Source organism: Desulfobulbus elongatus DSM 2908 (assembly GCF_000621145.1).
GTDB classification, from domain to species: domain Bacteria; phylum Desulfobacterota; class Desulfobulbia; order Desulfobulbales; family Desulfobulbaceae; genus Desulfobulbus; species Desulfobulbus elongatus.
Genome location: NZ_JHZB01000003.1, coordinates 75265 through 100139 on the forward strand (window position 1 = coordinate 75265; position 24875 = coordinate 100139).

24 protein-coding genes are annotated in these 24875 nt (G+C 58.8%); 4 read left to right on the top strand and 20 right to left on the bottom strand.

Annotated elements, in window-relative coordinates; genetic code table 11:
• The first annotated feature begins 57 nt into the window (after positions 1-57).
• Together Q362_RS0102305 and Q362_RS0102310 are read left to right on the top strand one after the other, a co-directional pair.
• Entirely contained in the window at positions 58-1104 is a 1047-nt protein-coding gene (locus tag Q362_RS0102305) for a microcin C ABC transporter permease YejB (RefSeq protein WP_028317354.1), read from the top strand.
• A 2-nt stretch (positions 1105-1106) separates the two neighbouring features.
• Positions 1107-2141 (top strand): ABC transporter permease, encoded by a 1035-nt coding sequence (locus Q362_RS0102310; RefSeq protein WP_028317355.1) that lies wholly within the window; start codon positions 1107-1109, stop codon positions 2139-2141.
• A 55-nt stretch (positions 2142-2196) separates the two neighbouring features.
• On the opposite strand, the gene Q362_RS0102315 is transcribed toward Q362_RS0102310, so the two are convergent.
• The 12 genes from Q362_RS0102315 to Q362_RS24695 all read right to left on the bottom strand — a co-directional run bounded on the left by Q362_RS0102315 (position 2197) and on the right by Q362_RS24695 (position 14072).
• Positions 2197-4923, bottom strand: coding sequence for a hypothetical protein (locus Q362_RS0102315; RefSeq protein WP_028317356.1), 2727 nt, complete (start codon positions 4921-4923; stop codon positions 2197-2199).
• Between the two features lie 71 nt (positions 4924-4994).
• Positions 4995-5600, bottom strand: coding sequence for a GTP-binding protein (locus Q362_RS0102320; RefSeq protein WP_028317357.1), 606 nt, complete (start codon positions 5598-5600; stop codon positions 4995-4997).
• An 83-nt stretch (positions 5601-5683) separates the two neighbouring features.
• On the bottom strand, positions 5684-6082 hold the full coding sequence (locus Q362_RS0102325) for a roadblock/LC7 domain-containing protein (RefSeq protein WP_028317358.1): 399 nt from the start codon (positions 6080-6082) through the stop codon (positions 5684-5686).
• 267 nt (positions 6083-6349) lie between these two features.
• On the bottom strand, positions 6350-6658 hold the full coding sequence (locus tag Q362_RS18765; protein ID WP_051553519.1) for an EscU/YscU/HrcU family type III secretion system export apparatus switch protein: 309 nt from the start codon (positions 6656-6658) through the stop codon (positions 6350-6352).
• A gap of 23 nt (positions 6659-6681) precedes the next feature.
• Entirely contained in the window at positions 6682-8184 is a 1503-nt protein-coding gene (locus tag Q362_RS0102335; RefSeq protein WP_028317359.1) for a flagellar hook-length control protein FliK, read from the bottom strand.
• A 159-nt stretch (positions 8185-8343) separates the two neighbouring features.
• Positions 8344-9018, bottom strand: coding sequence for a flagellar brake protein (locus tag Q362_RS0102340; protein ID WP_028317360.1), 675 nt, complete (start codon positions 9016-9018; stop codon positions 8344-8346).
• 48 nt (positions 9019-9066) lie between these two features.
• Positions 9067-9765 (bottom strand): PilZ domain-containing protein, encoded by a 699-nt coding sequence (locus tag Q362_RS0102345; protein WP_157469825.1) that lies wholly within the window; start codon positions 9763-9765, stop codon positions 9067-9069.
• Between the two features lie 160 nt (positions 9766-9925).
• Positions 9926-10327 (bottom strand): hypothetical protein, encoded by a 402-nt coding sequence (locus tag Q362_RS0102350; protein ID WP_157469827.1) that lies wholly within the window; start codon positions 10325-10327, stop codon positions 9926-9928.
• A gap of 2 nt (positions 10328-10329) precedes the next feature.
• Positions 10330-10779, bottom strand: coding sequence for a flagellar export chaperone FliS (fliS, locus tag Q362_RS0102355; protein ID WP_028317363.1), 450 nt, complete (start codon positions 10777-10779; stop codon positions 10330-10332).
• Positions 10779-12179 carry a flagellar filament capping protein FliD gene (fliD, locus tag Q362_RS0102360; RefSeq protein WP_028317364.1) on the bottom strand — a complete coding sequence of 467 codons (1401 nt, stop codon included), beginning with the start codon at positions 12177-12179 and terminating at the stop codon, positions 10779-10781. The genes fliS and fliD overlap by 1 nt, the downstream gene beginning before the upstream one ends.
• Before the next feature lie 23 nt (positions 12180-12202).
• Complete coding sequence (locus Q362_RS0102365) at positions 12203-12547, bottom strand: flagellar protein FlaG (RefSeq protein WP_028317365.1); 345 nt, start codon at positions 12545-12547, stop codon at positions 12203-12205.
• A gap of 76 nt (positions 12548-12623) precedes the next feature.
• A complete protein-coding gene (locus Q362_RS24695) occupies positions 12624-14072 on the bottom strand; it encodes a flagellin N-terminal helical domain-containing protein (protein ID WP_028317366.1) in 1449 nt (482 codons plus the stop codon).
• A gap of 394 nt (positions 14073-14466) precedes the next feature.
• On the opposite strand from Q362_RS24695, the gene Q362_RS0102375 reads away from it, so the two are divergent.
• Both Q362_RS0102375 and Q362_RS0102380 read left to right on the top strand, forming a co-directional pair.
• On the top strand, positions 14467-16236 hold the full coding sequence (locus Q362_RS0102375) for a tetratricopeptide repeat protein (protein ID WP_028317367.1): 1770 nt from the start codon (positions 14467-14469) through the stop codon (positions 16234-16236).
• Positions 16237-16291: 55 nt separating this feature from the next.
• Positions 16292-16900, top strand: a complete 609-nt coding sequence (locus Q362_RS0102380; RefSeq protein WP_028317368.1) for a class I SAM-dependent methyltransferase — start codon at positions 16292-16294, stop codon at positions 16898-16900.
• 13 nt (positions 16901-16913) lie between these two features.
• On the opposite strand, the gene Q362_RS0102385 is transcribed toward Q362_RS0102380, so the two are convergent.
• From Q362_RS0102385 to Q362_RS24700, 8 genes are all read right to left on the bottom strand, one after another.
• Entirely contained in the window at positions 16914-17876 is a 963-nt protein-coding gene (locus Q362_RS0102385) for a UDP-glucuronic acid decarboxylase family protein (protein ID WP_028317369.1), read from the bottom strand.
• On the bottom strand, positions 17873-18994 hold the full coding sequence (locus tag Q362_RS18770; protein ID WP_051553520.1) for a glycosyltransferase family 4 protein: 1122 nt from the start codon (positions 18992-18994) through the stop codon (positions 17873-17875). The genes Q362_RS0102385 and Q362_RS18770 overlap by 4 nt, the downstream gene beginning before the upstream one ends.
• 29 nt (positions 18995-19023) lie before the next feature.
• The gene (locus tag Q362_RS0102395; RefSeq protein ID WP_028317370.1) at positions 19024-19983 is read right to left on the bottom strand and encodes a glycosyltransferase; all 960 of its coding nucleotides are present in this window, start codon (positions 19981-19983) and stop codon (positions 19024-19026) included.
• Positions 19984-20053: 70 nt separating this feature from the next.
• Positions 20054-21121, bottom strand: coding sequence for an O-methyltransferase (locus Q362_RS22670; RefSeq protein WP_084312199.1), 1068 nt, complete (start codon positions 21119-21121; stop codon positions 20054-20056).
• Positions 21122-21149: 28 nt separating this feature from the next.
• Positions 21150-21878: a glycosyltransferase family 2 protein gene (locus tag Q362_RS0102405; protein WP_028317372.1), complete on the bottom strand. Its 729-nt coding sequence runs from the start codon at positions 21876-21878 to the stop codon at positions 21150-21152.
• A gap of 4 nt (positions 21879-21882) precedes the next feature.
• A complete protein-coding gene (locus tag Q362_RS21910) occupies positions 21883-22839 on the bottom strand; it encodes a class I SAM-dependent methyltransferase (protein ID WP_051553522.1) in 957 nt (318 codons plus the stop codon).
• Between the two features lie 87 nt (positions 22840-22926).
• Entirely contained in the window at positions 22927-23136 is a 210-nt protein-coding gene (locus Q362_RS0102415) for a hypothetical protein (protein ID WP_028317373.1), read from the bottom strand.
• A gap of 73 nt (positions 23137-23209) precedes the next feature.
• Positions 23210-24700, bottom strand: a complete 1491-nt coding sequence (locus Q362_RS24700) for a flagellin N-terminal helical domain-containing protein (protein ID WP_028317374.1) — start codon at positions 24698-24700, stop codon at positions 23210-23212.
• Positions 24701-24875 lie beyond the last annotated feature (175 nt).

Sequence of the window (24875 nt, forward strand, 5' to 3'; positions counted from 1 at the left end):
GATACGCCCCGGCCACGGACATCGTGAACGCGCCCGGACCGGTCCAGCGAGGCACTGATGGCACGGTATATCCTCAAACGGTTCCTGCTGATGATTCCGACCCTGTTCGGCATCATGCTGCTCACCTTTGCCGTGACCCAGTTCGTGCCCGGCGGCCCGGTGGAGCGCCTGATGGCCCAGTTGAGCGGGTATGGCGCCGGCGGAGAGACCATGGGCACCGGCGGCTTGTATCAGGGCAACAAGGGCTTGGATCAGGAGCGGTTGGAACAGCTGAAGAAGCTCTACGGATTCGATCAGCCACCTCTGGCCCGGTTCGCGACCATGATGCGGCAGTACCTGGTGTTTGATTTCGGCCAGTCCTACTACCACCACATGAGCGTGGCCCAGCTGGTGATCTCCAAATTGCCGGTATCGATGTCGCTCGGTTTGTGGAGTTTTTTCATCGTCTACACGGTCTGCATTCCGCTGGGCATCGCCAAGGCGGTGCGCGACGGCTCCACCTTCGACGTACTGACCAGCGCCGTGATCCTGATCGGCTACGCCATCCCCGGGTTCGTCCTCGGCATCGCCCTGATCGTGCTCTTCGGCGGTGGCAGTTTCTGGAGCATCTTCCCGCTCCGCGGCCTGGTTTCGGACAACTGGAACGAGCTGAGCGGCCTGGGCAAGGTCATGGACTATCTTTGGCACATGGTGCTGCCGGTGACCGCCTCCACGGTCGGCAGTCTGGCGGTGATGACCCTGCTCACCAAGAATTCGTTCTTAGAGGAGATCCGCAAGCAGTACGTGGTCACGGCGCGGGCCAAGGGGCTGGAGGAGGGGCAGATCCTGTACAAGCACGTCTTCCGCAACGCCATCATCCCGATCATCACCGGCTTTCCGGGCAGCTTCATCACCGCCTTCTTCACCGGCAGCCTGCTGATCGAAACCATCTTCTCCCTCGACGGCATGGGGCTTTTGGCCTATCAGTCGGTGATGAACCGCGATTATCCGGTGGTCCTGGGCACACTGTATTTTTTCACCATCATCGGGCTCGTCTCCCGGCTGCTGTCCGACCTTTCCTATGTGATGGTCGACCCGCGCATCAGTTTCGAGGGCAGGCAATGACCATGGAATCGACGACGGAGCGAGCAACCGGTCTTGGCCGCAAGCGCTGGATCCGGTTCAGGAGGAACCGGCGCGGTTTCTATTCGCTGGTCATTTTCACGGTGTTGTTCGGGCTGAGCCTGTTTGCCGAAGGGTTGAGCAACGACAAGCCCCTGCTCATCCGGTACGAAGGCCACTACTATTTCCCGCTGTGGCGGATGTATCCGGAAACGGTGTTCGGCGGCGATTTCGAGACCGAGACCGATTACCGGGACCCCTATATCCGCGAGCGTCTGGCCAGTGGCGATAATTTTGTTCTTTTTCCGCTCAACCCGCACAGCTTCAATTCGATCAACCTGGGCCTGGACCGGCCGACGCCGGCGCCGCCCAGCCGGGACAACTACCTCGGCACCGACGACCGCGGCCGCGATGTCCTGGCCCGGCTGCTCTACGGGTTCCGATTGAGCGTCCTCTTCGGCGCGGCCCTGACCGCGGTGGGCACGCTGCTGGGCATCGTCGCCGGTGCGGTGCAGGGATATTTCGGCGGCCGGACCGATCTGTTCTTCCAACGGTTCATTGAGCTGTGGGGCTCCATGCCCGAATTGTACCTCCTGATCATCTTCGCCTCCATCTTCAAGCCGAGCATGCTGCTGCTCCTGATCCTGCTGTCGATGTTCGGCTGGATGGGCCTGTCCGACTACGTGCGGGCCGAGTTCCTCAAGGGGCGGAACATGGAGTATGTCAAGGCCGCCAAGGCCTTGGGGGTCGGCAACCTGACCATCATGTACCGGCACCTGCTGCCCAACAGCATGACCCCGGTGATCACCTTTCTCCCCTTCCGCATGTCCGGTGCCATCCTGGCCCTGACCAGTCTCGATTTCCTCGGGCTGGGGGTGCCGCCCTCGACCCCGAGCCTCGGCGAACTGCTGGCCCAGGGCAAGGCCAACATCGAGGCCTGGTGGCTGTCGCTTTCCACCTTCGTGGTCCTGGTCGGCACCCTGGTCCTGCTCATCTTCATCGGCGAGGCCCTCCGGGAGGCGTTCGATCCCCGGAAATAAAAAAGGGGCCGGAACTGCCCGACCCCTTGCCTGGAAAAGATATGGCGCGCCGCTGCTAGCGGTGATGTTCCATCTCGTGCCGTAACTTGGCGAATTCCTCGCGCATGGAGGCGCGGAGATCGGAAAGTTCGAAGTACAGTTCCTTGGCCGTGTAGGCATAGTGCGGTTCGTGTTCCTGCCCGCTGGCCGCCGGCACGATCGGCATGATCCTGCCGGCCTCGTGCAGCCAGACGGTAAAACGGCCGATGGCCTCGGGCAGGACATCGGCCCGGCCATGTTCGGCAATCAGTTGTTCGTACAGATAATTGACCAGTCGTTCCGTGGCCGCATGTTCCTTGGTGGGCAGCCGGACCAGCAGGGTCAGGGTCGATTCGAGCAGTTGCACCAGCGATTGCTGCACCGGTGACAAGTCGCCCTGTTTGAGAGTCGCGACCATGCCGGTCGATTCGGCGACATTGTCGCGGGACGGCGTGCGGACCACCAGCGGCAGCAGCGCTCCCAGCGCCGCCAGTTGGATCTCCGCCGATTCGACCGTCGCCGGTGGTGCGGGCGGCTGGTCGGCGATGGTGGCTTCCAGGGCCATGGTCAGTGCATCCACCTCGGGAGGAGCGGGTGCGGCTTGTTCTTCCTCCTCGGTACCGGTCAGACCGAGGTCGAACGCTTCGACATGCTCCGGCTCCCTCCCAGCCCGGTTTCCGGAGAGGGTTGTTTCCCCGCCGGGTTGCCATGCATCGGGTTCCGTCGTGGTCGGAGCGGTCTCGAACTCGACATCGCCGGTTGCGGTCGGGTCGGGTCCCAAGGATTCCGCCGGCGTCGCCTGCCCGGATTCGGCGGGGAGCGTCTCCTCCTCGATTTCCTCATCGGTGCCGAAGAAGAGACCGAGCTTCTCTTCGATTTCATCCATGGGGGTGAAACTCAACGCCGCGATTTCGGCTTCCTCGGAAAACCCCTGTTCCTCGTCGCTGTCGGCAAGGGCGGCCTGGAGACTTTCCGTTTCGTTGAAGAAAAGGGTCTGCTCGATTTCGTTCACTTTGGTTTCAGAGGCGGTGCCCGGTTTCAGCGGTTCATTGCCGTCCTCGGCGAAGAAGCTGTCCAGCTTGCTCTGGATGTCGAGTGAGCCCGCATCGATCTCTTCGGTCTCCTGGAGCTCCAGGACAAACGCATTGTCCTCGCCGGGGATTTCGGCGTCGCTGAGGGCGGCGATGACCGGGTCGTCCCCGGTTGCATCCTCCGTCAGGGCGTCCCCGGATTCTTCCGGTTCATCGTCGTCGCCGGCGAAGAAGCTGTCCAGCTTGCTCTGGATGTCGAGTGAGCCCGCATCGATCTCTTCGGTTTCCTGGAGCTCCAGGACAAACGCATTGTCCTCGCCGGGGATTTCGGCGTCGCTGAGGGCGGCAATGACCGGGTCGGCCCCAATCTCATTTCCCGCCAAATCGGCCAGCGATTCCTCTTCGGTGCCGGTGTCGGCGAAGAGGAAATCCAGTTGCTCGGCAAGGTCGCTCTGCGTGGGCAGATCAAGGGGTTCGGCACTTGCATCGAATCCCGAGGTTTCGTTGGCATCGGCCAACGCCGGCGTCAACCCGCGTTTGCTGCTCAAGGAGGATTCGATGAAATCGTCGGCCAATTCATCGTCAACCGGATGAATGGCCTCCGGAGGCAGCACTTCATCGGGATAGTGCACATCGGCGGATTCCATGGCCGGTATCGCCTCTGTGGCGAAAAGGGTGTCGAGTTCCGCTGCCAGATCCTCGGTCGAGGCGGCGAGAGTATCCGGCGGCGGAACCGCTTCCGGCACATCTGCCGCAAGGCCCGGAACAACCGACAATGATGGGACGTCGCCGGACGCTTCTCCCGCGACAGGGGCGCTCAGTTCCTCGAAGACCTGGTCGAGCTTCTGATCGTCGATCCCGGCGGCGGTTGGCGAGGCAATCAACATCTTGAGATTGTTGAGGCGGTTGATCCGGTCAACGAGGAGGTCCTGGATGTGCTCCTGTTCTAACTGCTGATCGCCGGTTTTCGTCACCTCTTCCAGGGCCTCGTTGAACGAATGGAGGAGGATGAACGATTCCGGATGGGACTCGGCCCGTTCGTCGGCAATGTAATCACCCAGGACCTGCAACCCCTGAACGAGGACGAGCGCCGGTTTGTTGCCCGCTATCCTGGTGTGCACTCCATCGATCTTTTCATTGAATTGCCGCAAGCTGTCGTCGGTGACCTCCCAGTCAAGACTGAGAATGGCCGCTCTCAACTGCTTGAAGGCATCCTGTTCGGTCACGGCACCGGCCTGGTCCGGCGGGATGGCGCTTTCTTCAGGATCGACGGAAATCCCGGCTGGTTCGGCCGGTGTTGATTCGCTTTGGTTGATCTGGTATTGCAGAATCTTGAATTTGCGGACATCTCCTTTCAGCAGTTGGGTGATCTGTTCGCCAGTGATCTGGGCCGACGAGATGATTTTTTCAAAGTTATAGAAAAAGGTGAGCAGCAGCTTGATGGAGTTGGGGTGGGCATAGGCTCCTTTGGTGCGAATATACCGACCGATCTTGCTCAATCCCTGCAGGTAGACCTCGGCGACCTTGTCGCCCTGCCACATGGTTTGCAGATTGTCCAGTTCTTCTTCCAGTTCCTGAAGGATGTCGTCGCTGATTTCCCAGTCAAGGGAAAGGATGATGGACTTGAGCCGCGTCAACGGGGATGATTCTTCGCTGGTGAATTCAAAAAGATCGACATTTCCAGTATCAAAGGACTCATTGGCGAAAAGTGTCAGATCTTCAAAGTCATCCATTGAAGAAATGTGGGTACGCTGCGATGTTTTCATAAACCGACTCTGCTGTTAACCTCCACGATCGGCGGCCATCACATGAGCTTCTTCTGGATGGAAATAACCGTGGATGAAATAATCTTTTTTAACGTCTCCGGGACGTTATATCCTGTGAGAGCGCTTGCCTCAAAGGCGGGGACCTTGAGTTTGCTGTTGAGATCTTTCTCGAGCACTGAGGTCGGCAGGATAGGGATGCCCTGATTGCGCAGATCAACTTTGTTGTATTGCAGCACCAAGGGAATCTTGAAGATGGATTCCTTGTAGCTCACGAGGTTTTCGTGCAGTTGATTGAGCGAGCGGATATTTTTCTCCCGCATCTGCTCCTGGGCATCGGCGACGAAGACAATGCCGTCCACCCCCTTGAGCACCAGCTTTCTGGTGGCGTTGTATTTGACCTGTCCGGGAACGGTGTACAATTGAATTTTTAAATCGTATCCCTTGATCTGTCCCATATTGAACGGCAGAAAGTCGAAAAACAGCGTCCGGTCCCCATGGGTCTTCAAACTGACCATCTCGGATTGGATCTGCTTGGAAAACTTCCTGTTGATGTATTCGAGGTTGGTGGTCTTGCCGCCACGGCCGGGACCGTAATAGACAATCTTCACCTGAACAATTTTTTCCCTGAGGTTGATAAAGCTCACAATTCTCTCCCGCGAGGCCTAAAACTGATCTCACATCATTTCACACGGAGGTTTGATTGACAACTGTCGAACAAGGGCATCGGCTAGCCGCGGGCCCATATTTTCTTGATACGGTCGATGGCCTCCACCACGTTGAGCCGGAGAAAACCCAGGGAAATGCTTTTGCCGAACATGGTGATCAGCAGGAGTTCATCGTCGATTTTTGAAAAATGGATGTTGCATTCCGAGCCCTTGTGGAACAACAACGAAAATTCCTGCTCGCCGACGAGTTTGGCCATGGCGTCCACCGTGGCGAAGTTGCCGGCTGCCAGGGCGGCAAACGAATAGACGTCGTATTTCGACGTCCCGTTGTCCTTGGCGGTGATGATGTTGCCGGCCATGTCGATGATGATCACGCAATCGACTCCGATCTTAATGAGCTTTTCAGTCAGGATTTCGTCGATTTTCTCTAGTTGTTCCTGGCTAACAACTCCATAGTTCATAGGGGTAACCTCGTACACGTTCTGATAGATTGTTCAGGGAGAACTCATTCGTCGAGTCGATTGGGAAAAATCGTGTTCCCGCAAAGAGGAGGACCACCGAAAAAGCTCATGATGAAAAAAATGAATTTTTTCAATGGGATCTTTGCTGGTTCTTTTCAATTGTCAAAAGTATACGTCAGAAAATTGCTTATATGAAGGGGTTTTTTCCCCACCGTTTTTTTTTTCAATCCGTTTTGATACCAAGAGGTTGGCACTGCAAGAGGGCTTTTACCGCACCGTCGGCGCCTCCGTACCCTTTGCCGTTTTGTACCGGTTGTTCACCGTGTAGACAAAGGCCAGCACCTCGGCGATGGTCTGATACAGTTCGGCCGGGATCTCTTCGCCGACCGGGATTTTGGCCAGCACTTCAACCAGGTCTGGGTCCTCCTTGATATGCACGCCGGCCGCCGCCGCCGTCGCGATGATCTTTTCGGCGATCAGGTTGGCCCCGCTCGCCACCACCTTCGGGGCATCCCCCTTCTTGGGGTCATAGAGCAGGGCGACCGCCCGTTTTCCCTTACCGCGCTCTTCAGCCATATCGCACCTTGGTCGTAATCGCTTCAGGCCCTGGTGTCGATCATGCCGGCCCCGCCGGGCATGATTTTTTCCAGCAATACCTTGATCGGTTCCCGCGCGCCAACAAGAAACTGCACCGACTCCAGGTCGCCGCTGGTGAGCCATTGCTCCAGTTCCTGGCGGAATCCGGCGATGAATTTTGCCTTTTCCGCGCTTTCCGCCAGGAATCGCAAGGCGACTCGGCCCTCCTGCCGGCGGATGTCGATCTGGAGGTTGCCGAGTCCTTCGAGTTGCAGATGCAGGGCCACGGTTTGATTCGTCCGTCCGTCCTGTTCGTCCGTTGCCTCGAACTCCCTGTCGGAACGGTCGTCCCCGACCAGTGCATATCCCTGGTGCAGGAAAGAAAACGGGAGGGGAAGAAAAACGAGCGATTCGTTCGCCAGTCGGAGCCGGACCAACTGATAGAGTTCGAGAAGCTGTCCCAACTGATCGGGAGCACCGCCTTTGTCGGCCGACAGTACGTCCTGCTGCGCCAATTCGAGCAAGGCGAATTTCAGGGTGCGCATCGCCTCGTCTGCCTTGTCTCCCGCGAGCAGGTGCTCCATGTTCAGTCCCAATCTGCCGAGACGCGCGCGCACCTGTTCGCCCGCTCCCTGCACGAGGGAGGGCAGGGCGTGCTCGCTGGTCGTCTGGATCAGAAAAGCGAGCAACTGCCGCAGGGGATGTTCGGACGGCAGGGAGCCGTATGCCTGATGGAGCGAGAGCAGTTGCGCCAGAAGCGTCGTCTCCGTCGCCTTGAACCCTGCCAGGGTTGTCATGAACTCCAGGAGCGCCCCGGCCTCTTTCGGTTCGGCCGCCGTACGATGGGATGCTGCGGCTTGAGCCAGCGCAGCATGGTCCGGCCCCTCGTCCTGGGGGGAAAAAAGGCCGGCGAGTCGAACGGCTTCCGCCGCTGTCTTCGGATTGAGCGAAGCGGTGCGACTGGCGCGCTGGAGCTGTTCGGCGATTTCCTGAAAGGGAATCTGCAGGCCAACGGATGCAGCCGCAGTTTTCCCGACGAGCAAGTCGGCAAGCTGGCCGATGACCGTAGGAACAGGAAGAGGGGTGGGGGGCGTCCCGACCGCCTCTCCCCGCCCGGCGTAGAAGAGCACGGTTCCCCGGGTTTCCGGCCCGAGCTGCGCCATCAGCCGGGTATCGTCGGCCAGGGCCGTCAATTGGGGCAGGAGAAACGATTCCTTCCCCAACAGCGGCAGGACGTTGCCCAGCCAGCGATTGGCCGGATTGGGGGCGACAACCTGCAATTCCATGCGCGGTGTCAGCGCAACGACCCGGAGGTCGAGCTGCTGCCCGACCCGCAGGGGCGCCGACGATTCGGCCGTCACCGGCTGGCCGTTGATGTCGAGGGTGAACAGGTTTGCCTCGCCCTTGGCGCTCACCGTGCCCTGGAGCATCTGCCCCTGCGTAAAGGGAGGGCGCTGGTGCTGTTCGCCGGCGAGCCGGGTGGAAAAAGGGGGCTTGACTTCGGTGATCAGGGTGACAGGTTCCACGGGAATTCCCCTCTGCTGGCGTCGTCAGCAACGCGCGGTCAACAAACATCCCAAGGGCAAGGAGAGCCGGCATTCCACCGTTCACCGATGTCTCGAACAGGAACACGGCGAGGACAAAACCGCGTGAGGGCGTCGTTGCTGCCCGTTCACATGCCCGTATCAGAGAATATGGACGTTTTCCCTCAGTTGACGACGTTGTTCCTGCATGCAGCAGGCAATGAGCATATCCCTGGTTTTGGGGGTGAGGTTTTCAAAGTGGAAGGCGACCTGAAACCGGTTTTTGCGGATTCTGTATGCCCGGACCACGCTGGCCAGGCAGACGATGGGCGTGTCTTCCTCCGGCACGGTGATCACCAGTTGGATGCGCTGGTGGCTGGGCGGTTTTTCGGTAAAAAGCGCCAACACGCCGCTGCCGCTCAAATCGAGCGTGGTGCCGGTCAGTTTCCAGGTGGTGTTCTTGATTTCCTTGGGCCCCGCAATATAGCTGGCTTCGATGGGGGTGTTGATCGACACCCGAAAATAATCGCGCAAGGATTCCGGCGCGACAGGCTCCCGCGCCGTGAAGCGTAAACGGCGGTCCCGGACAACCCCGTCGAGCCGGGCGATCAGGTTGATGGTCAGGCCATTGTGTTCCACGGCCAGGTTGCAGTCGGCGCCGATCTTCAGATCAGCCGCCTCCCAGGAACGGGGAGGGAACACCAATTCCAGGCAGGGAAGCTCTTTTTTGACGAACAGGGCCTTGCAGCGGATCGTTTCCTCGCGGATGCCGGGAAGATCGACAATGGTGGGGGCCTTGTCGTTCAGCTTTGCTAGAATATCATGAATTCCTGACACGGTGCGACCATATTGTCATGTTGAAAAAACGACAACCCTGCTCCCCGTTCACGCGGCATCGATGCTTTCCAGCCGAACCCGCATGCGCAGATACCTTCGCTGCAATTCGAAACAGCAGGCCATGATCTTGTCCTGGCTTTCGGAGTCGATCTCGTCAAAGTGCAGGGCGATGTGATAGAGATGCGCCTCTATTTTCCGGCAGCGAACCACATGGCCCAGCGCCACGATGACCTCCATGTCCCGGGTCGGTAGCGTCAGCTCGATCTTCACCCTGAGTTCTTTTTCCAGAGATTCGCCGAAACTGCACAACAGCCCGCTGCCGCTCAGATCGATGGTGTCGCCGAGCAGGCGCCAGTGTCCCGTTTCCCGCGGCGTTTCTTCCGGCACAACCGGCGAAGCGGCAACCTTGGTGGAGGCATCGACGCGGAAATAGTTGCGGGCATGGGTGTGGGTTACGGTTTCCCGGGCAACGAGTTCCAGGGTGGATGGATCCCTGATCGCTTGAATGGAGGCGGCCACAGCAATAGTCTGGTTGATGCAATCGAACATCACCCTGCACGGCCTGGCGGTATCCACCTGTTCGAGCGCGAGGACGCCGTCCGGAAAGGTGAGGGTGAATGCGGGTGGTTCTCCTTTCCCGTAGAAACAGTGCAATCGCTCCTTTTCTTTCAGGCCGAGCAGGGGAACAGCGGCGCGCACCGCCATGCCCTCTTTGATGGAATGGAAGAAACTCGTCAATGATGGCAAGGTGTTACCCCTCTTGGAGGTTGGAAAACGATATCTAATTTAGATTGCCATAAGCGCGCAGGAAAAGGAAGAATTTTTTGGGAAGGCGGAAAAGAATGGAAACGGTGCCCACCACACGAAATAAAACGGCCGCGTGGTGGGCGCGGGGAGAGGCCGGGGTTCAACCGGACGAGGAAATGCGTCTTCCCGTCTGGGCAATCCCGGGTTTATATCCTTGCAGCATGGAATTCCCCTTCCGCAAGGTGTGCAGTTCATTGCGCTGTACCGCCACGATGCTTTTCAGGCGCGGCATCAACCGCCGGTTGCGTTCCCCGATACCGTGCATGAGTCGCAGCCATTCCCCGGTCACGGCCAGTTCCCGCAACTCCGGTTGTCGCCGCACCAATTCGAGCAGGTCGGCGTCGAGGGCCCTGGCCTGTTCCTGGAGGGCATTGAGGCGCGCGCACAATTCCGGCAGGGCGGCGAGTTCGTTGTTCTGGACGGCTTGCTCGACCTCCACACCCACCTGGTCAAGCTGCCGGTACTGTGCCGCCGCCTGTTCGATCAATGCATGTGTCTCCATAATCACATCGCCACCACCAGCGGCCGGTAGGTGGCCATGGTCTTGTCCGGGGCCTCGGTTCCAGTGGCTTCCCGCATCTCTTTCTTGTTGAGGTCGATGGCCTGCGCCCAGGTCGCCCGGAGATCCGAGAGCAATTGCCTGACCTCGAGCAACGGGGCGGTGTCGTTTTTCAGATTGGCGTCCAGCATGCGGCGCAGCATGTAGCCGTACAGGGCGTCGAGATCGTCCGCCAGTTGGGCGTTCTGGTTGCGGTCCAGGGTGGCGGCGAATTCGGAGACAATGGCCGATGCCTTGTTGATATAGTAGGCCCGTTTGTCGACCAGGCCGTTTTCGATGGCCTGCGCGCCCAGGGAGATGAAACGGATGGCACCATCGTACAGCATGAGCATCAACTGTTCCGGCGATGCCGAGTTGACCGTCGTAGCCAGGTATTGGTTGGTGTATCCGTTCATCACTTGCTCCTGTAATTCATGATGTTGCTGAGCGCGTCCATCTGTTGGGACAGGTAGGTGGATTGCGAGTTGAGGGTGCTGACCAGGGTTTCCATGGCGGTGAACTGGGCTTCCAGTGTTTTCTGCCGGTGTTCGAGCCGGCTTTCCAGCGATTCGATCTGTTTGTCGACCCGCTTGATGCTGCTGGTGATGCTGTCCTTTCTTCCCTTCAGCATGCCGGAGGACGAGTTGGTCATGGAACCCAAATAATCCTGGAACTGTTGGGCCATCCCCTTGCCGTCGCCGTCCCCGGCCAACAGACTGACGACGCTGTCCAGGTTGTTTTCCACGGCATCGGAAAGGGTCTTGTCGTTTACCGTCAGGGTGCCGTCCTTCTGCGTTTCGAAACCCAGCTGGGACAAGGTGACAAAGACGCCGTCATTGGCGAAAGGAGTGGTCAGCATGCGTTGCAGGTGCCGCTTGATGGAGTTGATGCCGGAATCTCCGCCCAGAACGCCGCCGCCTTCCTCGTTGATGACCGATTGCCCCATGATGAAGCTGACCACCTCGTTATATCCCTTGGCAAAGGACTGGACGGTCGATTTGATGCTGCTCCGGTCGAGGTTGATGTTGAGCGTCGTGGTGGAACCTTCCTTTGCCTGAACCAGGTCCAGGGTGACACCCGGAATGGCCTCGGTCAACGTGTTCGAGTCGCTGTAGATGTCGACGGTGTCGATCCGGACATGGGCGCGGGTTGCCGCCTGCACGGGCGGGTTGATAACCCCGCCGGCGCCGTCGTCCAGATTGATTCCCCCGAGACTGCTGCTCCCGCCGGTCAGGCCGCTGCTGTCGAAGGAGAAGGTTGTGCCGACATCCTCGCCGGTCAGGGACAAGCGGTAGGGGGTGGCGCTGCCGTCGTTGATGATCGCTGCCCTCACGCCGACATTGGCCTTGTTGATGGCCTGCATGATCCCTTCGAGCGAGTTGTTTTCAGACGTTATCTCAATGGAATGGCTGGTGTCGCCAACCGTGACCTGCAGGGTGCCCGTGCCGAAGGCGGCCTCCGATTTGGAGGCGAAGCCGGTGGCGGTGACCGATTTCTGCACCTGCGCCAGAGAGAGGACCTCCACCTGATAACTGGTTCCGGCCAGCGCTTCGCTGGAGACGGAGGCGGTGAGGAAGTCGTTGGTGCTCTGCTTGATGGACCGTTTCAGAAGCGAATCGGTGTCGCCGAGATTCTTGATCGAATCGGCAAAGGTCTTGAGCCTGGTATCCAGCTCGGTGAATGCGGCCAACCGGTTGTTGAGCCAGGTCTTGTCGGTCTGGAGCCGGGTAACCGGCTGCCGTTCGAGGCTCATCAGTTGGTCGATGATGCTGCTGGTGTCCAGCCCTGAGGCCAGGCCGCCGAATTGAATAGTCATGGCTCAAATCTCCGTATTGCCGGTCAGCTGACGGTATTGATCAGGTTGCCGCGTAATTCCTTGAGGTGTTTACTGAGGTTGACGAGTTCTTCCGGGGGAATCTGCCGGATCACTTTCTCGGTATCCTGGTCGACGATCTTGACGATCAGGTCCGCGGTAGCGCTCTCCTGCTCGAAGCGGACGCTGTACAGGCCGTCCTCGGTGATGGCCTTGATCTGGCTGAGCAGTTCTTCAGGCTGCGCCTTGGTTTCCTCGGGAGTGACCTGCGGTTGCACCTGGCTCTCCTGCCGCTTGCGTTCCACCTGTTGCGCCGGTTCGTTGATTCTGGGCGGGCTCAGGTTGGTTGCGCCCATGGTGTCGATATTCATCTGTTACCTCCATGTACAAAGAAAAATATCAGGGCCCCGGGGAGACCGGAACCGGTCTCCCCGGGGAAGAAGGATGTTACTGGAGCAGGCTCAGGGCCAACTGCGGGCTCTGGTTGGCCTGGGCCAGGATGGCGACGCCGGCCTGCTGCAGAATGTTCTGCTTGGTCATGTTCGAGGTCTCCTGGGCAATGTCCGCATCCAGGATCCGTGACCGGGCTGCCGTCACGTTCTCGGCGATGTTCTGCAGGTTGGCGATGGTGGACTCGAACCGGTTCTGGATGGCACCGAGATCCGCACGGGCGCCGTCAACGTAGGCAATGGCGCTGTCGATGACCGCGAGTGCGTCGGTGGCCCCGGAGCGGCTGCTGATGTCGATCCCACCCACCGAACTCAACTCGCTGCCTGCGGTTGCGGCGTCGAGAATAGTGGTGGCTGAGGTTGATCCTACACTGAAGGATTTTTCCGACGTGAAGGTGATGTTTCCACCGACAGAGACGGAGCCAGCGGCGGTAAGACTCGACGTTGAACCAGCCGTTGTTGTACCATCGCTCTCAAGTCCCTGCAGAACAAGATTGCCAGCCCCCCAATCAACCTGAATGTCATGGCCTTCGGCACTCTTCAGGGTGATGGAACCCTTGTCCGCGGACAACTCGGCCGAAACGCCGGTCTGGGCGGCCTTGGCGTTGATGGCGTCCGCAAGTTCGGTGAGATCTGAGGTATCGGTGATGTTGGCGGAAATGTCCTCGCCGGTGGAGTTCTTGCCATAGAGCTTGAAGTTTTGCCCTCCGGTGGCGCCAACGGTGAGTTTGGCATAGGTGACGGCCGATGCGCTGACTCCGGTGCCGTTGCTGGCATTGTTGATTTTGTCGGCAATGGCCTTAGCCGAGTCGCCAGCGCCGACACTGACGGTATCCGTGCCCAAGGAACCGGAAACGGTCAGGGTCTGGGCGACAACCGTGTTGCTGGCAGCGGCATTTGCGTTGTTAATGAGCCCACCCGCCTTGTACTGATGGGCGCCGATCTGGGTCGAGGAAGTACCGCCAACGGAGAAGGAGATGGTTTCTCCGGCGTTGGCGCCGACCTGGAAGGCTTGGGCGGTAAAGGAACCGTCCAACACCTTTTTGTTGTTGAACGAGGTGGTGGTGGCGATCCGATCCAGTTCCTGCTGCAACTGGGCAACCTCTTTCTGGAGAGAGGCCCGGTCCGTGGCGGTGTTGGAGTCGTTGGCTGATTGAACGGCCAACTCGCGCATGCGCTGCAGAATGGTGGTCGATTCCTGCATCGCACCTTCTGCGGTTTGCGCCAACGAGATACCGTCATTGGCGTTTCGGGCGGCCTGGGTGAGACCGCGGATTTGTGAGGTCATCCGGTCGGAAATGGCCAGACCGGCGGCGTCGTCCTTGGCAGAGTTGATCCGAAGACCACTTGAGAGACGCTGCATGGACTTCGCCAGATTGTTCTGGGTTGCCCCGAGGTTACGTTGAGCGTTGAGAGAAGCTACGTTTGTGTTGATTGAAAGTGCCATGATATTCCTCCATGAATATTGAATTGGCTTGTCTTAAGTGGCATCCTTGCCTGGTACTGAGTGAAACGTTTACTGCGTTTTCCTGCTCGTTGTGTGTGTTGTTCGGCCTCCTTGGCTTGAGGGTATTGCGAACGTCCGATAAAGACGGTTGCCTCGTTTACTTTGCTTATCGGCCGGGGGCCCTGCCGACTTTAGGGAAAAAATCTTGATCGATTCTTTTTTTCTGTTAGGATCGTATTTATGTAACAGTTTGAATTGTCAGTATATTCGTGACAGAGGGTTTATGGCCAGAGCAAAAGGGAAAGGAAACAAGGAGAAAAAAACAGCGAACCGGCCCCTTCGACACCTCCCGGCCGGCCCGCCGGGAGTGCCTTCGGTCGGGAAAAATGGCCAAGTGGCGGAGCTGCGGCACCTGGAAGGCGTCATTCTCTCGCTTTCCCAGGAGCAGATGGCGGAAACCCTGGCACGGATACCGGTTTCGGTCCAAACGGCCGGTTATATCGCCCGCCTGGCCCGCCTCTGTGCCGAACACGATCAGGTGGAGAAAGGCGCGAGCCTGGTGGCCTGGGCCCTTGCCGCTCTTCCCGATCACCCGGACCTGCTGGCGGCTGGCGGTCTGGTGCAGGCCAAAGCCGGCAACACCCAATTCGCGGTGGATTGTTATGAGGCCGTCTTGGAGCGAGAGCCGGAACATGTCGAGGCCTTGGCAAACCTGACGGATCTCCTGGTCAAGGTGAATCAATGGTCATACGCGATTCCGTTTCTTGTCCGTCTGGCACGGCTGCGGCCGGACAATCCCCTGGTGTTTCGTTTTCTTGGCACCGCCTATATCAAGACAAATCAGTTCGAGGAGGCCCTGTCCGCCTTTCAGCACGGACTGAGCATCGAGCCGGATTCCATTGAATTCCTCATCAACATGGGAGTCTGCCTGCGACAGATGCGGAGATACGAGGAGGCGGAGAGATACTTTCAGCGCGCACTGTCGCGCTCCCCGGATCATCCGGAACTCCACAATTCCCTGGCCTGGCTCTATTCCGACCTGCACGACTATGACAAGGCAGTTGCACATGCCCGGCGGGCCTGTGCCCTTCAGCCGAACAACATCAATTTCCTGTACTGTCATGGTTATCTTTTGCGGCGATACAACAGGCGGGCGGAAGCCAGGGCTGTTTTCAAGAAGGCGCTTGCCATCGATCCCGGCGATTCCACTGCCCGGTTCGGATATGCCGAACTCATTCTGGCCGAGGGGGAACTGGTGGAAGGACTGGCCTGCTACGAATCCCGCTTCGATGTCATGCAGTCCTGGCTGACGGGTCCCTGGCCGGTGTGGGACGGCACCAATCCGGAAGGGAAAACCCTGTTTGTCCACCATGAACAGGGCGTGGGCGATACCATTCAATTCTGCCGGTACCTGCCGCTGCTCCATCAAGCCGATGCCAAAGTCCTCTTTTCCTGCCAGCCTTCCCTGGTTTCGCTGATGCGGCGGCTACCCGGAATCGACAGGCTCTATCCTGCGAATGAAGTCGATTATGCGATTGTACGGGCGGATGCCCAGGTGTCCCTGCTGAGCCTGATGGGAGTGTTCGGGACCACCATGGCAACCATCCCGGCGGCATGCCCCTATTTGCATGCCGACCCGGAATCGGTCGTCCGGTTGGGCCGGCTGCTGCCGCCAACCGGGAAATACAAGGTGGGCATTATCTGGGCTGGCAATCCCGCACAGGCCGAAGACCACAACCGTTCCCTGCACCTGCGCCAATTGGCCCCCCTGACGGCGTTGCGGGATGCGGTGCAGTTCTATTCCCTGCAGATGGGCTATGCCACCGAACAGATCGGGCAGTACGGCCCCCCGCTGGGGCTCATCGATCTTTCGCCCCATATCGCCAGTTTCGATGATACCGCGGCCTTCATGACCCACATGGACCTGATCGTCAGCGTCTGTACCTCGACCATTCATCTGGCCGGTGCCCTTGCCCGGCCGGCCGTGGTTTTGCTTCATTCGGCCGCCGACTGGCGCTGGTTCCTCGATCGGCAGGATTCGCCATGGTATCCGTCCGTCCACCTGATCCGTCAATCCGCACCACGTCAGTGGCAACCGGTCGTGGAAGAACTGATACGATATATCGGGCAACGGCAGGCAACGAACCGGTCGGGCCGCGAGTGACGTGTCGACGGCTGCCGGGGATGTGCGCCCCCAACCATTTCAAGGAGAGGACATTATGCACCATCTGAGTGGATTGGAACAGTTTATCGAACAGTTGCGGTCGGACGTCTACCCGGAGTTGCCGTCCGAGCCGCATCTCACCATCACGGCCCAGATGATTGAACGCCTGCTGGCAAAACCGGGGGTAACCGCGGGCCAGCGCGTGCTCGATGTCGGATGCGGCCAGGGATTGGCCTTGCGCAGGTTTTTGGCGGCGGGCCTGCGGCCGGTGGGGATCGCCTTAGGGGAAGATGTGCGTATCTGCGGGCAGGAAGGGTTGGACGTGCGGGCCATGGACCAGTCGTTTCTCGACTTCGAGGACGGTTCATTCGATATCGTTTGGTGCCGCCATGCCCTCGAGCATTCGATTTTTCCCTATTTCACCCTTGCCGGATTCAAACGAGTCCTCCGGCCAGAGGGCATGCTGTATGTAGAAGTGCCTGCGCCGGAAACCAGTTGTCACCATGAACGCAATCCCAACCACTACAGCGTATTGGGCAAATCCATGTGGTGCAGTCTGTTCGAACGGGCGGGGTTCGCGCTCGAGGAAGAGCTGGATATCAACTTCACCGTGCCCGCCGGACCGGACCTCTACTGGAGTTTTTTCCTCCGTTCCCGTACCTGACCTCGAACTGCGTTCAGGCCAAGCCCCGTCGCAGCAGGTCCTCGAAGTAGACAATGGTGGCGCGCAGCCCTTCCTCGAGGGGCACGACCGGTTCCCAGTGCAGTGCCCGCCGGGCGAGTCCGATATCCGGTTGCCGCTGGCGGGGATCGTCGACCGGCAGGGGCTGATGGACGAGCGGTGAGGAGGAATTGGTGAGGCCGATGATTTTTTCGGCAAGCTGACGGATGGTGAATTCTCCGGGATTCCCCAGATTCACGGGGCCGGTGAACTCGTCGGGACTGTCCATCAGCCTGATGAATCCCTCGATCAGGTCGGCGACATAACAGAAAGAACGGGTTTGCAGGCCGTCGCCATACAGGGTGATGGGTTCGCCTTTCAACGCCTGCACGATGAAGTTCGAGACCACCCGGCCGTCGTCGGGATGCATGTTCGGCCCGTAGGTGTTGAAAATTCTCGCGACCTTGATGCGAAGGTTGTGCTGACGGTGGTAATCGAAAAAGAGCGTCTCCGCGCAGCGTTTCCCCTCGTCGTAGCACGAACGTCGCCCGATGGGATTGACATGGCCCCAATACTCCTCTGTTTGAGGGTGTATTTCGGGATCGCCGTAGACCTCGCTGGTGGACGCCTGAAAAATTTTGGCCTTGACCCGCTTGGCCAGCCCCAGCATGTTGATGGCGCCATGCACGCTGGTTTTGGTGGTTTGCACCGGGTCGTGCTGGTAGTGGATGGGCGAGGCCGGACAGGCGAGGTTGTAAATTTCGTCGACCTCGACATACAGCGGAAAGGTGATGTCGTGCCGCATCAGTTCAAAGTGCGGATTGCCGAGAAGCGGCATGACGTTATCCTTGCTGCCGGTGAAGAAGTTGTCGACGCAGAGGACATCGTGGCCCAGCGCGAGCAGTCGCCCGCACAGGTGCGAGCCGAGAAAACCCGCGCCACCGGTCACCAGGATACGTTTTCGCAGAGAACTTCTCATCGTGCCTCCTTTTTCGTTGCTTCCCCGGAACCGGACGGATCGACGGGAGATGCCGATACCCCCGCGATGGAGTGCAGCAGGGATGCGGCCGTATCGGCCCAGGTGAAACGGAGCATGTCCTTGCCCGCCTGTTCGCCGAGCGACTCCATCTCACGTCGGTGGTGATAGGCATATTCAATGTGCTCGACAAGCTGGTCGACCGAGGGTTCCTCCCAATCGGCCCAGAGGGTTTTGTTGCCGTCGTAAATGGGATAGGGCGTCAGGCGGTCCAGGAGCAGGCTGTTGTCCGGGGAAAGGATGTCCTTGTGGCCGCTGGTCTGGGAGGCGATGACCGGTTTGCCGCATGCCATGTATTCCATCAGGACCAGATTGGTCCCCCCCTCGCATCGGTTGGGGAAAACACCCAGATCGGTTTTCGCATACACGGCCGCCAACCGTTCGTTGTCGATGGCGCCCAGGGTGATGATCCGTTTGGGATCGAGCCCGTTGATGCGGTAGATGTGCTGCATGAACGCATTCCAGTCGTCGCCCTGCGAACTGAACATGATGTGGCGCGAGTGCTGGAACATGGCCATGCTTTCCGGCCAGAAATTGTACCACATATTCATCAGTATGATATCGTTGTACTTTTTCTGTATTTTCCTGAAGGCGCTCAGAACGATGTCCTGCCCTTTCCTGAGTTCGAACTTGCCGCCGGAAAAGACGATGAACAGCTTGTCGTCCTCCTTGGGGGGCAGGGGGGAGAAACGGGTGGGATCAATCCCCTGGATCAGGGTGCCGCTGTTGGCGATGCCGTGGTCGAGGAGTTTCCGGCAACACCAGGTGGAGCCGGCGAGGACCAGGTCGTAACGGGCGGCATTGTCCCGCGATTGTCCGGTGAGTTCGTTTTCGAAGAAGGTATAGCCGATGTTGCGGGAACCCCGCACGTTGTGCAGCGGATTCAGGTCACGGTCGGCAAGTGCATGGAAGACCGTTCCCGGCAGTTCGGCGGGCGATGTTTCGTCGACCATCCGGATGGGCAGGCCGAGCTTGCGCAGTTCCTGCTCGATGTAGTGGCTGCACACGGCCCAGCCGAAATTTTTTCCTTTTGCCAGGGCCAGATTCAGTGGTTCATGCATGCCGGTGTTCTCCTGTCCAGGGGGAATGGTCAATTGCCGAAGGCCGCTCGGCATCTCTCGAGAAAGTAGCGGGCCCTGGCATCGGTCAGATGATGGTGGTGCAGATGTTCGCGTCCATTGCGCCGGACGGCGAAGTAATGGCTGTCGCTGGCGAGCAGTGCATCGATTTTTCTCCGCAGGGTTTCGGCGGAGTCGAACAGAAGAAGGTCTTCGGTATCGCGAAAGGGATGGGGAATATACAGCGGCATGGCCTGGGCGACGTGCACGCAGTTCATGGCGGCGTTTTCCCAGAACCGGAAGGTGTCGTATCCCGCTCCGGGCAGACTGAGAACGAAATAGCAGGATTGGAGCAGGCGATAGTAGTCCAGGCGGCCGACCCTGCCCTGCGGTTTCTGGTCATCCGCGGTGGGGATGCTGGTGGTCGCAAACAGGGTGTCCTGATACCAACTGCTTATTTTTTCGATGAAAGCCTTTCTGTTGTCCGCCTGGGTGCTGCCCAGGAAGCCGATGCTGTACCGTTTTTCCTCCTGGTCGAAGCCGGTGATCAGGGTATTGATTTCCTCGGGCAGGGCCATCGGCAGGGGAATGCTGTAGTCGCTGCCGTCGGTTTCCCGGCGAAAAACCAGGTAATTGCCCGGACGGATCGACACCGGAACATCTTCGCCGTCGATGAGGGCCAGCCGGGAACGGGAGGTGAATCCCATATCGCCGAACCGGTTGAGGCAACGGACATCGGCAACGATGAGGTCAAAGAAATCGCGCCGGATTTTGTCCGCGATGTCCTCGCGGTCGACCATGCCGTCGTCGGGTGGAAACCAGCCCCGGGCCAACTGATCTTCCGGACAGATGCCGAGCCCGATGACCCCCGCATAAAGACATTCCTTCCTGGGATAATCGACCACCGCCGGCCCGAGCAGCTTCCTGAGGCCATGGAGCAGCAGGTCCGGCACATAGTTGGGATAGGCATCGGTGAGAAACAGAATGTTCATGACAGAAGCGGGGTGTGTGACCCTGTACGCCCGGCAGGGTGCGGATGGGGCGGGATGCCGCTTGCACTCGTCATTTCCATAGGACGAGTCCTGTTCCCGACCAGTGGCCGAAGGAGGTGACGTCGAGCTTGGGGTGTTTGATCGCTCGCCACAACGCAAGCATCTCCGGCATGCGGATATCGTCGAAAACGAACAGCGGATTGCGGGAAACGAACGCCATTCGCTCGAAGAATTCGCAGAAGAAATACTCCATCTGGCCGTCCTTGGCGGCGTCGACAAATACCATGTCCGCCTGGGCCAGATCGTTTTGCTGGGTTTGCGCCAGAACCGGATTGCTCAGATCGAGCACCCGCTGTTCGAGTTGCCGATCGAAATCGTTCTCGCGCAGTCCCGAACCGGGATATTCGTGCCAGGGGACGATATCGTAGGTGATTATCTTGCCGTTGTTGGGGAGGAATTTTTTCAGGGCAAGGGCGCTGGCACCCGATGCGGTGCCGATCTCAACGATCAGTCGCGGCTTGCGAAGCCTGACGAGGGCAGCCAGCAGCTTGTAATGCTCGCCGGGCCAGAGTTCAATATAGGTCGCTGTTTCGCGGTCATATCGTCCGGCAATCGTTGCGAGGTCCGTTTGCAGCGCATATTTTGCCGCTTTGAGCACGAGCTGAATCAATTCGGCGTCGGGTCGATATTGTTCGTCGTCCTGGCTGAGGGCAAGGGTGGGAAAGGTGTGCCGGGCGATTCCCTGGTTCAGTTGGTTGTGGTTGCGGAACACGGGCAAATCCGGATGCTCGCGCCGCAGATCCTCGATCCCTGCCAGCGCCTGGGGGTGGAACCGGTCGAGCAAGAGGGCCTGCCGATAGGCAAAAAAGGCGAGGCCCGGCGCGCCCATACTTTTGTGGATTTCCCCGAGGTTGTTGTAAAAATCGGGTTGATCAGGAGCGAGCAGGATGGCCCGCTCGATCAACTGAAGCGCCTCTTGGGTTTTTTCCTGTTGATACAGCCCCACACCGAGCAGGTGCAGCGCTTCCGGGAAATCCGGGTCGATTGCCAGGACGTGCCGGTAACGATCTATCGCTTCGTCGATCCGGCCGGATTGATGCAGCGTCGCGGCTTGCTGGAAGATGGTGAGGCTGTCCATGGGACCGTTCTCCGACGGCGATGCCGTTTTACTTGGTGTGTGGAAACCACTTTTCTAGAAATTTTCGTTGGTTGCCCTGCAGAACCTCGTGCCGGTAGACCACCCGGCCCATGTAATTGATCGGGACATTCTCCACGGCGCCGGAGATGCCCCATTCATGATCGTACTCTTGGACCGGCACGACATAACAGGCCAGACCGGCGGTGAGGATCTGCATGCCCATGTCCCATTCTTCCATGAAACAGGGGCTGTAACGAACGTCGAACTGCAATTTGTGCTCGAGAAAACGGAGTTTGTGCAGGGCGAAAAAGAACCCGGAAATATCATGGGTGCGGAAGGGTTGGTCAAAATTGCCTTTCCTGAAATACTGCAATATTTCCAGGTTCGCATAATCGTTGATCGTACCCTCCGGACCGACCAGGACGGCATCGGGGAGATGGAGGAGATGACGTTCGAGCTGGTCCACCGCCTCTTGCCGGACATGCAGATCAGCGTTGAGAATGAACACCACCTCGCCCTCGCTCATATTGATTCCGGCATTCCAGGAACGGCTGACGCCAATATTCACACTGTTGTGGATATACTTATCGATTCGTTCGTGGGAGGACAGTGCCTGATAGGATGCATCGCTGTTGAAGATGCAGATGACCTCGCCCGGAATATCCCGCAGATCGTCGAGCAACGAAAAGATGTTATACTTCTTGTCGCTGTCCAGGTGCAGTATGGGGATGACAAAACTTCTGCTGATGGTATCCATTCAATTATATATGCGTAAGGGTTATCCTGATTTCCGCTGCAACGGACTCGGGCAGGCCGGCCATGGTCAGGATATTTCCCAGAAGATGTCGTGCTTTTTCCCTATTCTCCGCCCGGAGCGCAATTTCGGCCATTTTGAGGTGCAGCATGTAGTGTTCCGGATAATAGCGCAGGATAATCCCGGCGATGCTGTCAAAGGAGTGCCAATCCTCGGCTTGGACAACGCCTTCGAGCACATCGAAATATGGCTGTGTCTCCCGGTCTATTTCCTGCTCCAACGATTGCGCGTCCAGTATTTCTCCATACAGGGTGGGCACCGGGTAGTCTCCGATGATGACCTCCATGACATCGGGCAGCCCCAGATGTTTCATGTTGGTCAGCCGATAGTTCCGATGATGGATGATGCCGTCGGCGTTCTCGCGGTACGCTTCGATCTTGAAATACATCTGCGTGAAGAACCGTTCGAGATTATGGCGTTCCAGCAAACCCGGATAGACAAAGGTGTGCCGGCCGGGACCGTACCCCATGCTGTATTCCTGGGACGGTACGGAAAAGAAAAGGGGACAGCCGGCTCGCAAAACGCGACGGATTTCAACAAACAACCGGTACGGGTTGGTCAGGTGTTCGAAGACCTCGTAACAATAGACGGCATCGAAAAGATCGTCGGCAAACGGCAGCGGGGTTTCGCTGACATCGACGAGAAAGACATTGCCCAGACCGTTTTCCCGGGCGGTCTCGACGATGCGTTCACTGACATCCGTGCCGTAGACTTCGTTGTTGCGGGCCAGCAATGCCCGCAACAAATCGCCCGAACCGAATCCTATTTCAAGGACCCTGGCGTTCTCGACCAGCGGCATCACGCCGATGCCTTGGCCTGCAGGCGAATAGTTGCGGTAGACAGACGTGGCGATGGTCATGTCGGCATGGGACGGCTCGCCGATACGGTGAACGGCTTGCCGCAAGGATAATTTTATTTGATAAGATGTTGAATTTTTACAGGATGGAAAGGGGGATGGCAAGGAAGATTGTCCTGCCGAACGAAGAGTGGGCTATTGCCAGTTGCCCACGATGCAATATTCCTGGGGTGTGGCGGGCTTGAGAGCGGCCGCCTCCTCCCACAGCAACCGGTCGGCGTAGCCGCCGGCCAGGAAGGTGTTGGTCACCTCGCTACGGGCCTGTGCCGGATGGGCGGTTGCCAGGCCATCATTCAGGGCAATGGCTGCTTTTGCCCTGTTATACTGAAAGGTCACGATTTTCATGGAATGCCTCGATCGACGGAAAAATGCCCTGGGAGCGCTGGCGCTCCCAGGGCGTTGGCGGATGGAAGAACGCTTACCCCTGGAGCAACTGCAGGGCAAGCTGCGGGGTTTGGTTGGCCTGGGTGAGGATGGCCACGCCCGCCTGCTGGAGGATGTTGTTTTTCGTCATCTCCGAGGTTTCCTGGGCGATGTCGGCATCCATGATTCGCGATCGGGCGGCGGTCAGGTTTTCGGCGACATTCTGCAGGTTGGAAATGGTCGATTCGAACCGGTTCTGGATCGCGCCGAGATCGCCCCGCTGGGCATCGATTTTCCCCAGGGCGGAGTCGACGATCTTGAGGGCGTCGTTCGCTCCCTGGATATTGCTGATATCGATGGCGGTGATCGCCTCGAAGCTGGCGATGATATTGGTGTTCGCCGCTTCACTCAGGATCGAACCGGCTCCGGCGGCCACGCTGGAGGAGATGGTATAGGAATCCTGGGAGGAGAATTCCACGATGCCGGCCACCCGGGTCGAATCGGTACTGCCGCTGGTCAATTCTTCCGCGTTGCCATCGGCGCCGGTGACATCGATGGTGGCGCCACCGGTCGAATGGGTGAAGTTGCTGATCTCAATATCTTTGCCCTCGGCCTGGACCAGGGTGATCTTATCGCCTTCGGCAACGGCGGTCACTCCGGTCGTGCCGCTCTGGTCGTTGATGACCGAGGCCAGTTCACTCAGGTCGGTGGTGCTCACTGCGGCGTTGATCGTCGCCGTGTTGCCGCCGGATCCAAGGGTGAGGGTGACGATGCCATTGGCGGACAGGCCGCTGAGCGTCGCCTCGGTGCGGGCCGTGGCGGTCACCCCGGTCATGGATGCCGAGTTGGTGACCAGATTGGCGATATCCCAGGCCGTTGAGCCCGCGGCAAAGGTCACGGTGCCGACACCTTTCGAGCCGTTGATGGTCAGAGTCTGGCCGGCGATCGTGTTCGTCGTCACGGGGGCGGCGTTCGCTGCCGCGGAGGAACCGGTCCCCTGGTTGGCCGTGGTGTTGACGCCCTTGTGGTAATAGCGGCCCAGGTCGTCGGCGGCCATCGACTTGATCGAAAAACCGATGACTTCGTTGGGATTCGGTCCGACCTGGAACTGCTGCGACACAAAGGTGCCGTCGAGGATCTTCAGGCCGTTGAAGGTGGTGGACTGCGCGATGCGGTTCATCTCGGCCTTCAACTGGTTGACCTCGGCCTGCAAGGCGGCCCGGTCGGCGGCGGAGTTGGTGGCATTGGCCGCCTGGACCGCCAATTCACGGATGCGTTGCAGGATGTTGGTCGATTCCTGCATCGCGCCTTCCGCGGTCTGGGCGAGCGAGATGCCGTCGTTGGCGTTGCGTGCGGCCTGGTTGAGGCCACGGATCTGGGAGGTCATCCGGTCGGAGATGGCGAGACCGGCGGCATCGTCCTTGGCGGAGTTGATGCGAAGACCTGAGGAGAGCCGCTCCATCGAGGTGGCGAGATCGCCTTGGGAACGGCCTAGATTTCTTTGGGCATTCAGGGATGCGACGTTTGTATTGATCGTTAAAGCCATGGTTTCCTCCATGAATTTTTAGCCTCGGTCATCCAATGACGGACTCTTCGGCCAACGATACAAACGTAGCTGTTCTCTCGGTACTGCTTGTCTCTCGCCACACTTTTCGGAGGTTTGGGCGCGGGACTTAAGAAGTATTTTCAGAAAAAGGAAAAGACCGCTGAATGGCGCAATT

Coding starts and splice junctions, on each gene's coding strand:
- Q362_RS0102305 (WP_028317354.1), top strand. CDS start 58: ATGGCACGGTATATCCTCAAACGGTTCCTGCTGATGATTCCGACCCTG.
- Q362_RS0102310 (WP_028317355.1), top strand. CDS start 1,107: ATGGAATCGACGACGGAGCGAGCAACCGGTCTTGGCCGCAAGCGCTGG.
- Q362_RS0102315 (WP_028317356.1), bottom strand. CDS start 4,923: ATGGATGACTTTGAAGATCTGACACTTTTCGCCAATGAGTCCTTTGAT.
- Q362_RS0102325 (WP_028317358.1), bottom strand. CDS start 6,082: ATGAACTATGGAGTTGTTAGCCAGGAACAACTAGAGAAAATCGACGAA.
- Q362_RS18765 (WP_051553519.1), bottom strand. CDS start 6,658: ATGGCTGAAGAGCGCGGTAAGGGAAAACGGGCGGTCGCCCTGCTCTAT.
- Q362_RS0102350 (WP_157469827.1), bottom strand. CDS start 10,327: ATGGAGACACATGCATTGATCGAACAGGCGGCGGCACAGTACCGGCAG.
- fliS (WP_028317363.1), bottom strand. CDS start 10,779: ATGAACGGATACACCAACCAATACCTGGCTACGACGGTCAACTCGGCA.
- fliD (WP_028317364.1), bottom strand. CDS start 12,179: ATGACTATTCAATTCGGCGGCCTGGCCTCAGGGCTGGACACCAGCAGC.
- Q362_RS0102365 (WP_028317365.1), bottom strand. CDS start 12,547: ATGAATATCGACACCATGGGCGCAACCAACCTGAGCCCGCCCAGAATC.
- Q362_RS24695 (WP_028317366.1), bottom strand. CDS start 14,072: ATGGCACTTTCAATCAACACAAACGTAGCTTCTCTCAACGCTCAACGT.
- Q362_RS0102380 (WP_028317368.1), top strand. CDS start 16,292: ATGCACCATCTGAGTGGATTGGAACAGTTTATCGAACAGTTGCGGTCG.
- Q362_RS0102385 (WP_028317369.1), bottom strand. CDS start 17,876: ATGAGAAGTTCTCTGCGAAAACGTATCCTGGTGACCGGTGGCGCGGGT.
- Q362_RS18770 (WP_051553520.1), bottom strand. CDS start 18,994: ATGCATGAACCACTGAATCTGGCCCTGGCAAAAGGAAAAAATTTCGGC.
- Q362_RS0102395 (WP_028317370.1), bottom strand. CDS start 19,983: ATGAACATTCTGTTTCTCACCGATGCCTATCCCAACTATGTGCCGGAC.
- Q362_RS22670 (WP_084312199.1), bottom strand. CDS start 21,121: ATGGACAGCCTCACCATCTTCCAGCAAGCCGCGACGCTGCATCAATCC.
- Q362_RS0102405 (WP_028317372.1), bottom strand. CDS start 21,878: ATGGATACCATCAGCAGAAGTTTTGTCATCCCCATACTGCACCTGGAC.
- Q362_RS0102415 (WP_028317373.1), bottom strand. CDS start 23,136: ATGAAAATCGTGACCTTTCAGTATAACAGGGCAAAAGCAGCCATTGCC.
- Q362_RS24700 (WP_028317374.1), bottom strand. CDS start 24,700: ATGGCTTTAACGATCAATACAAACGTCGCATCCCTGAATGCCCAAAGA.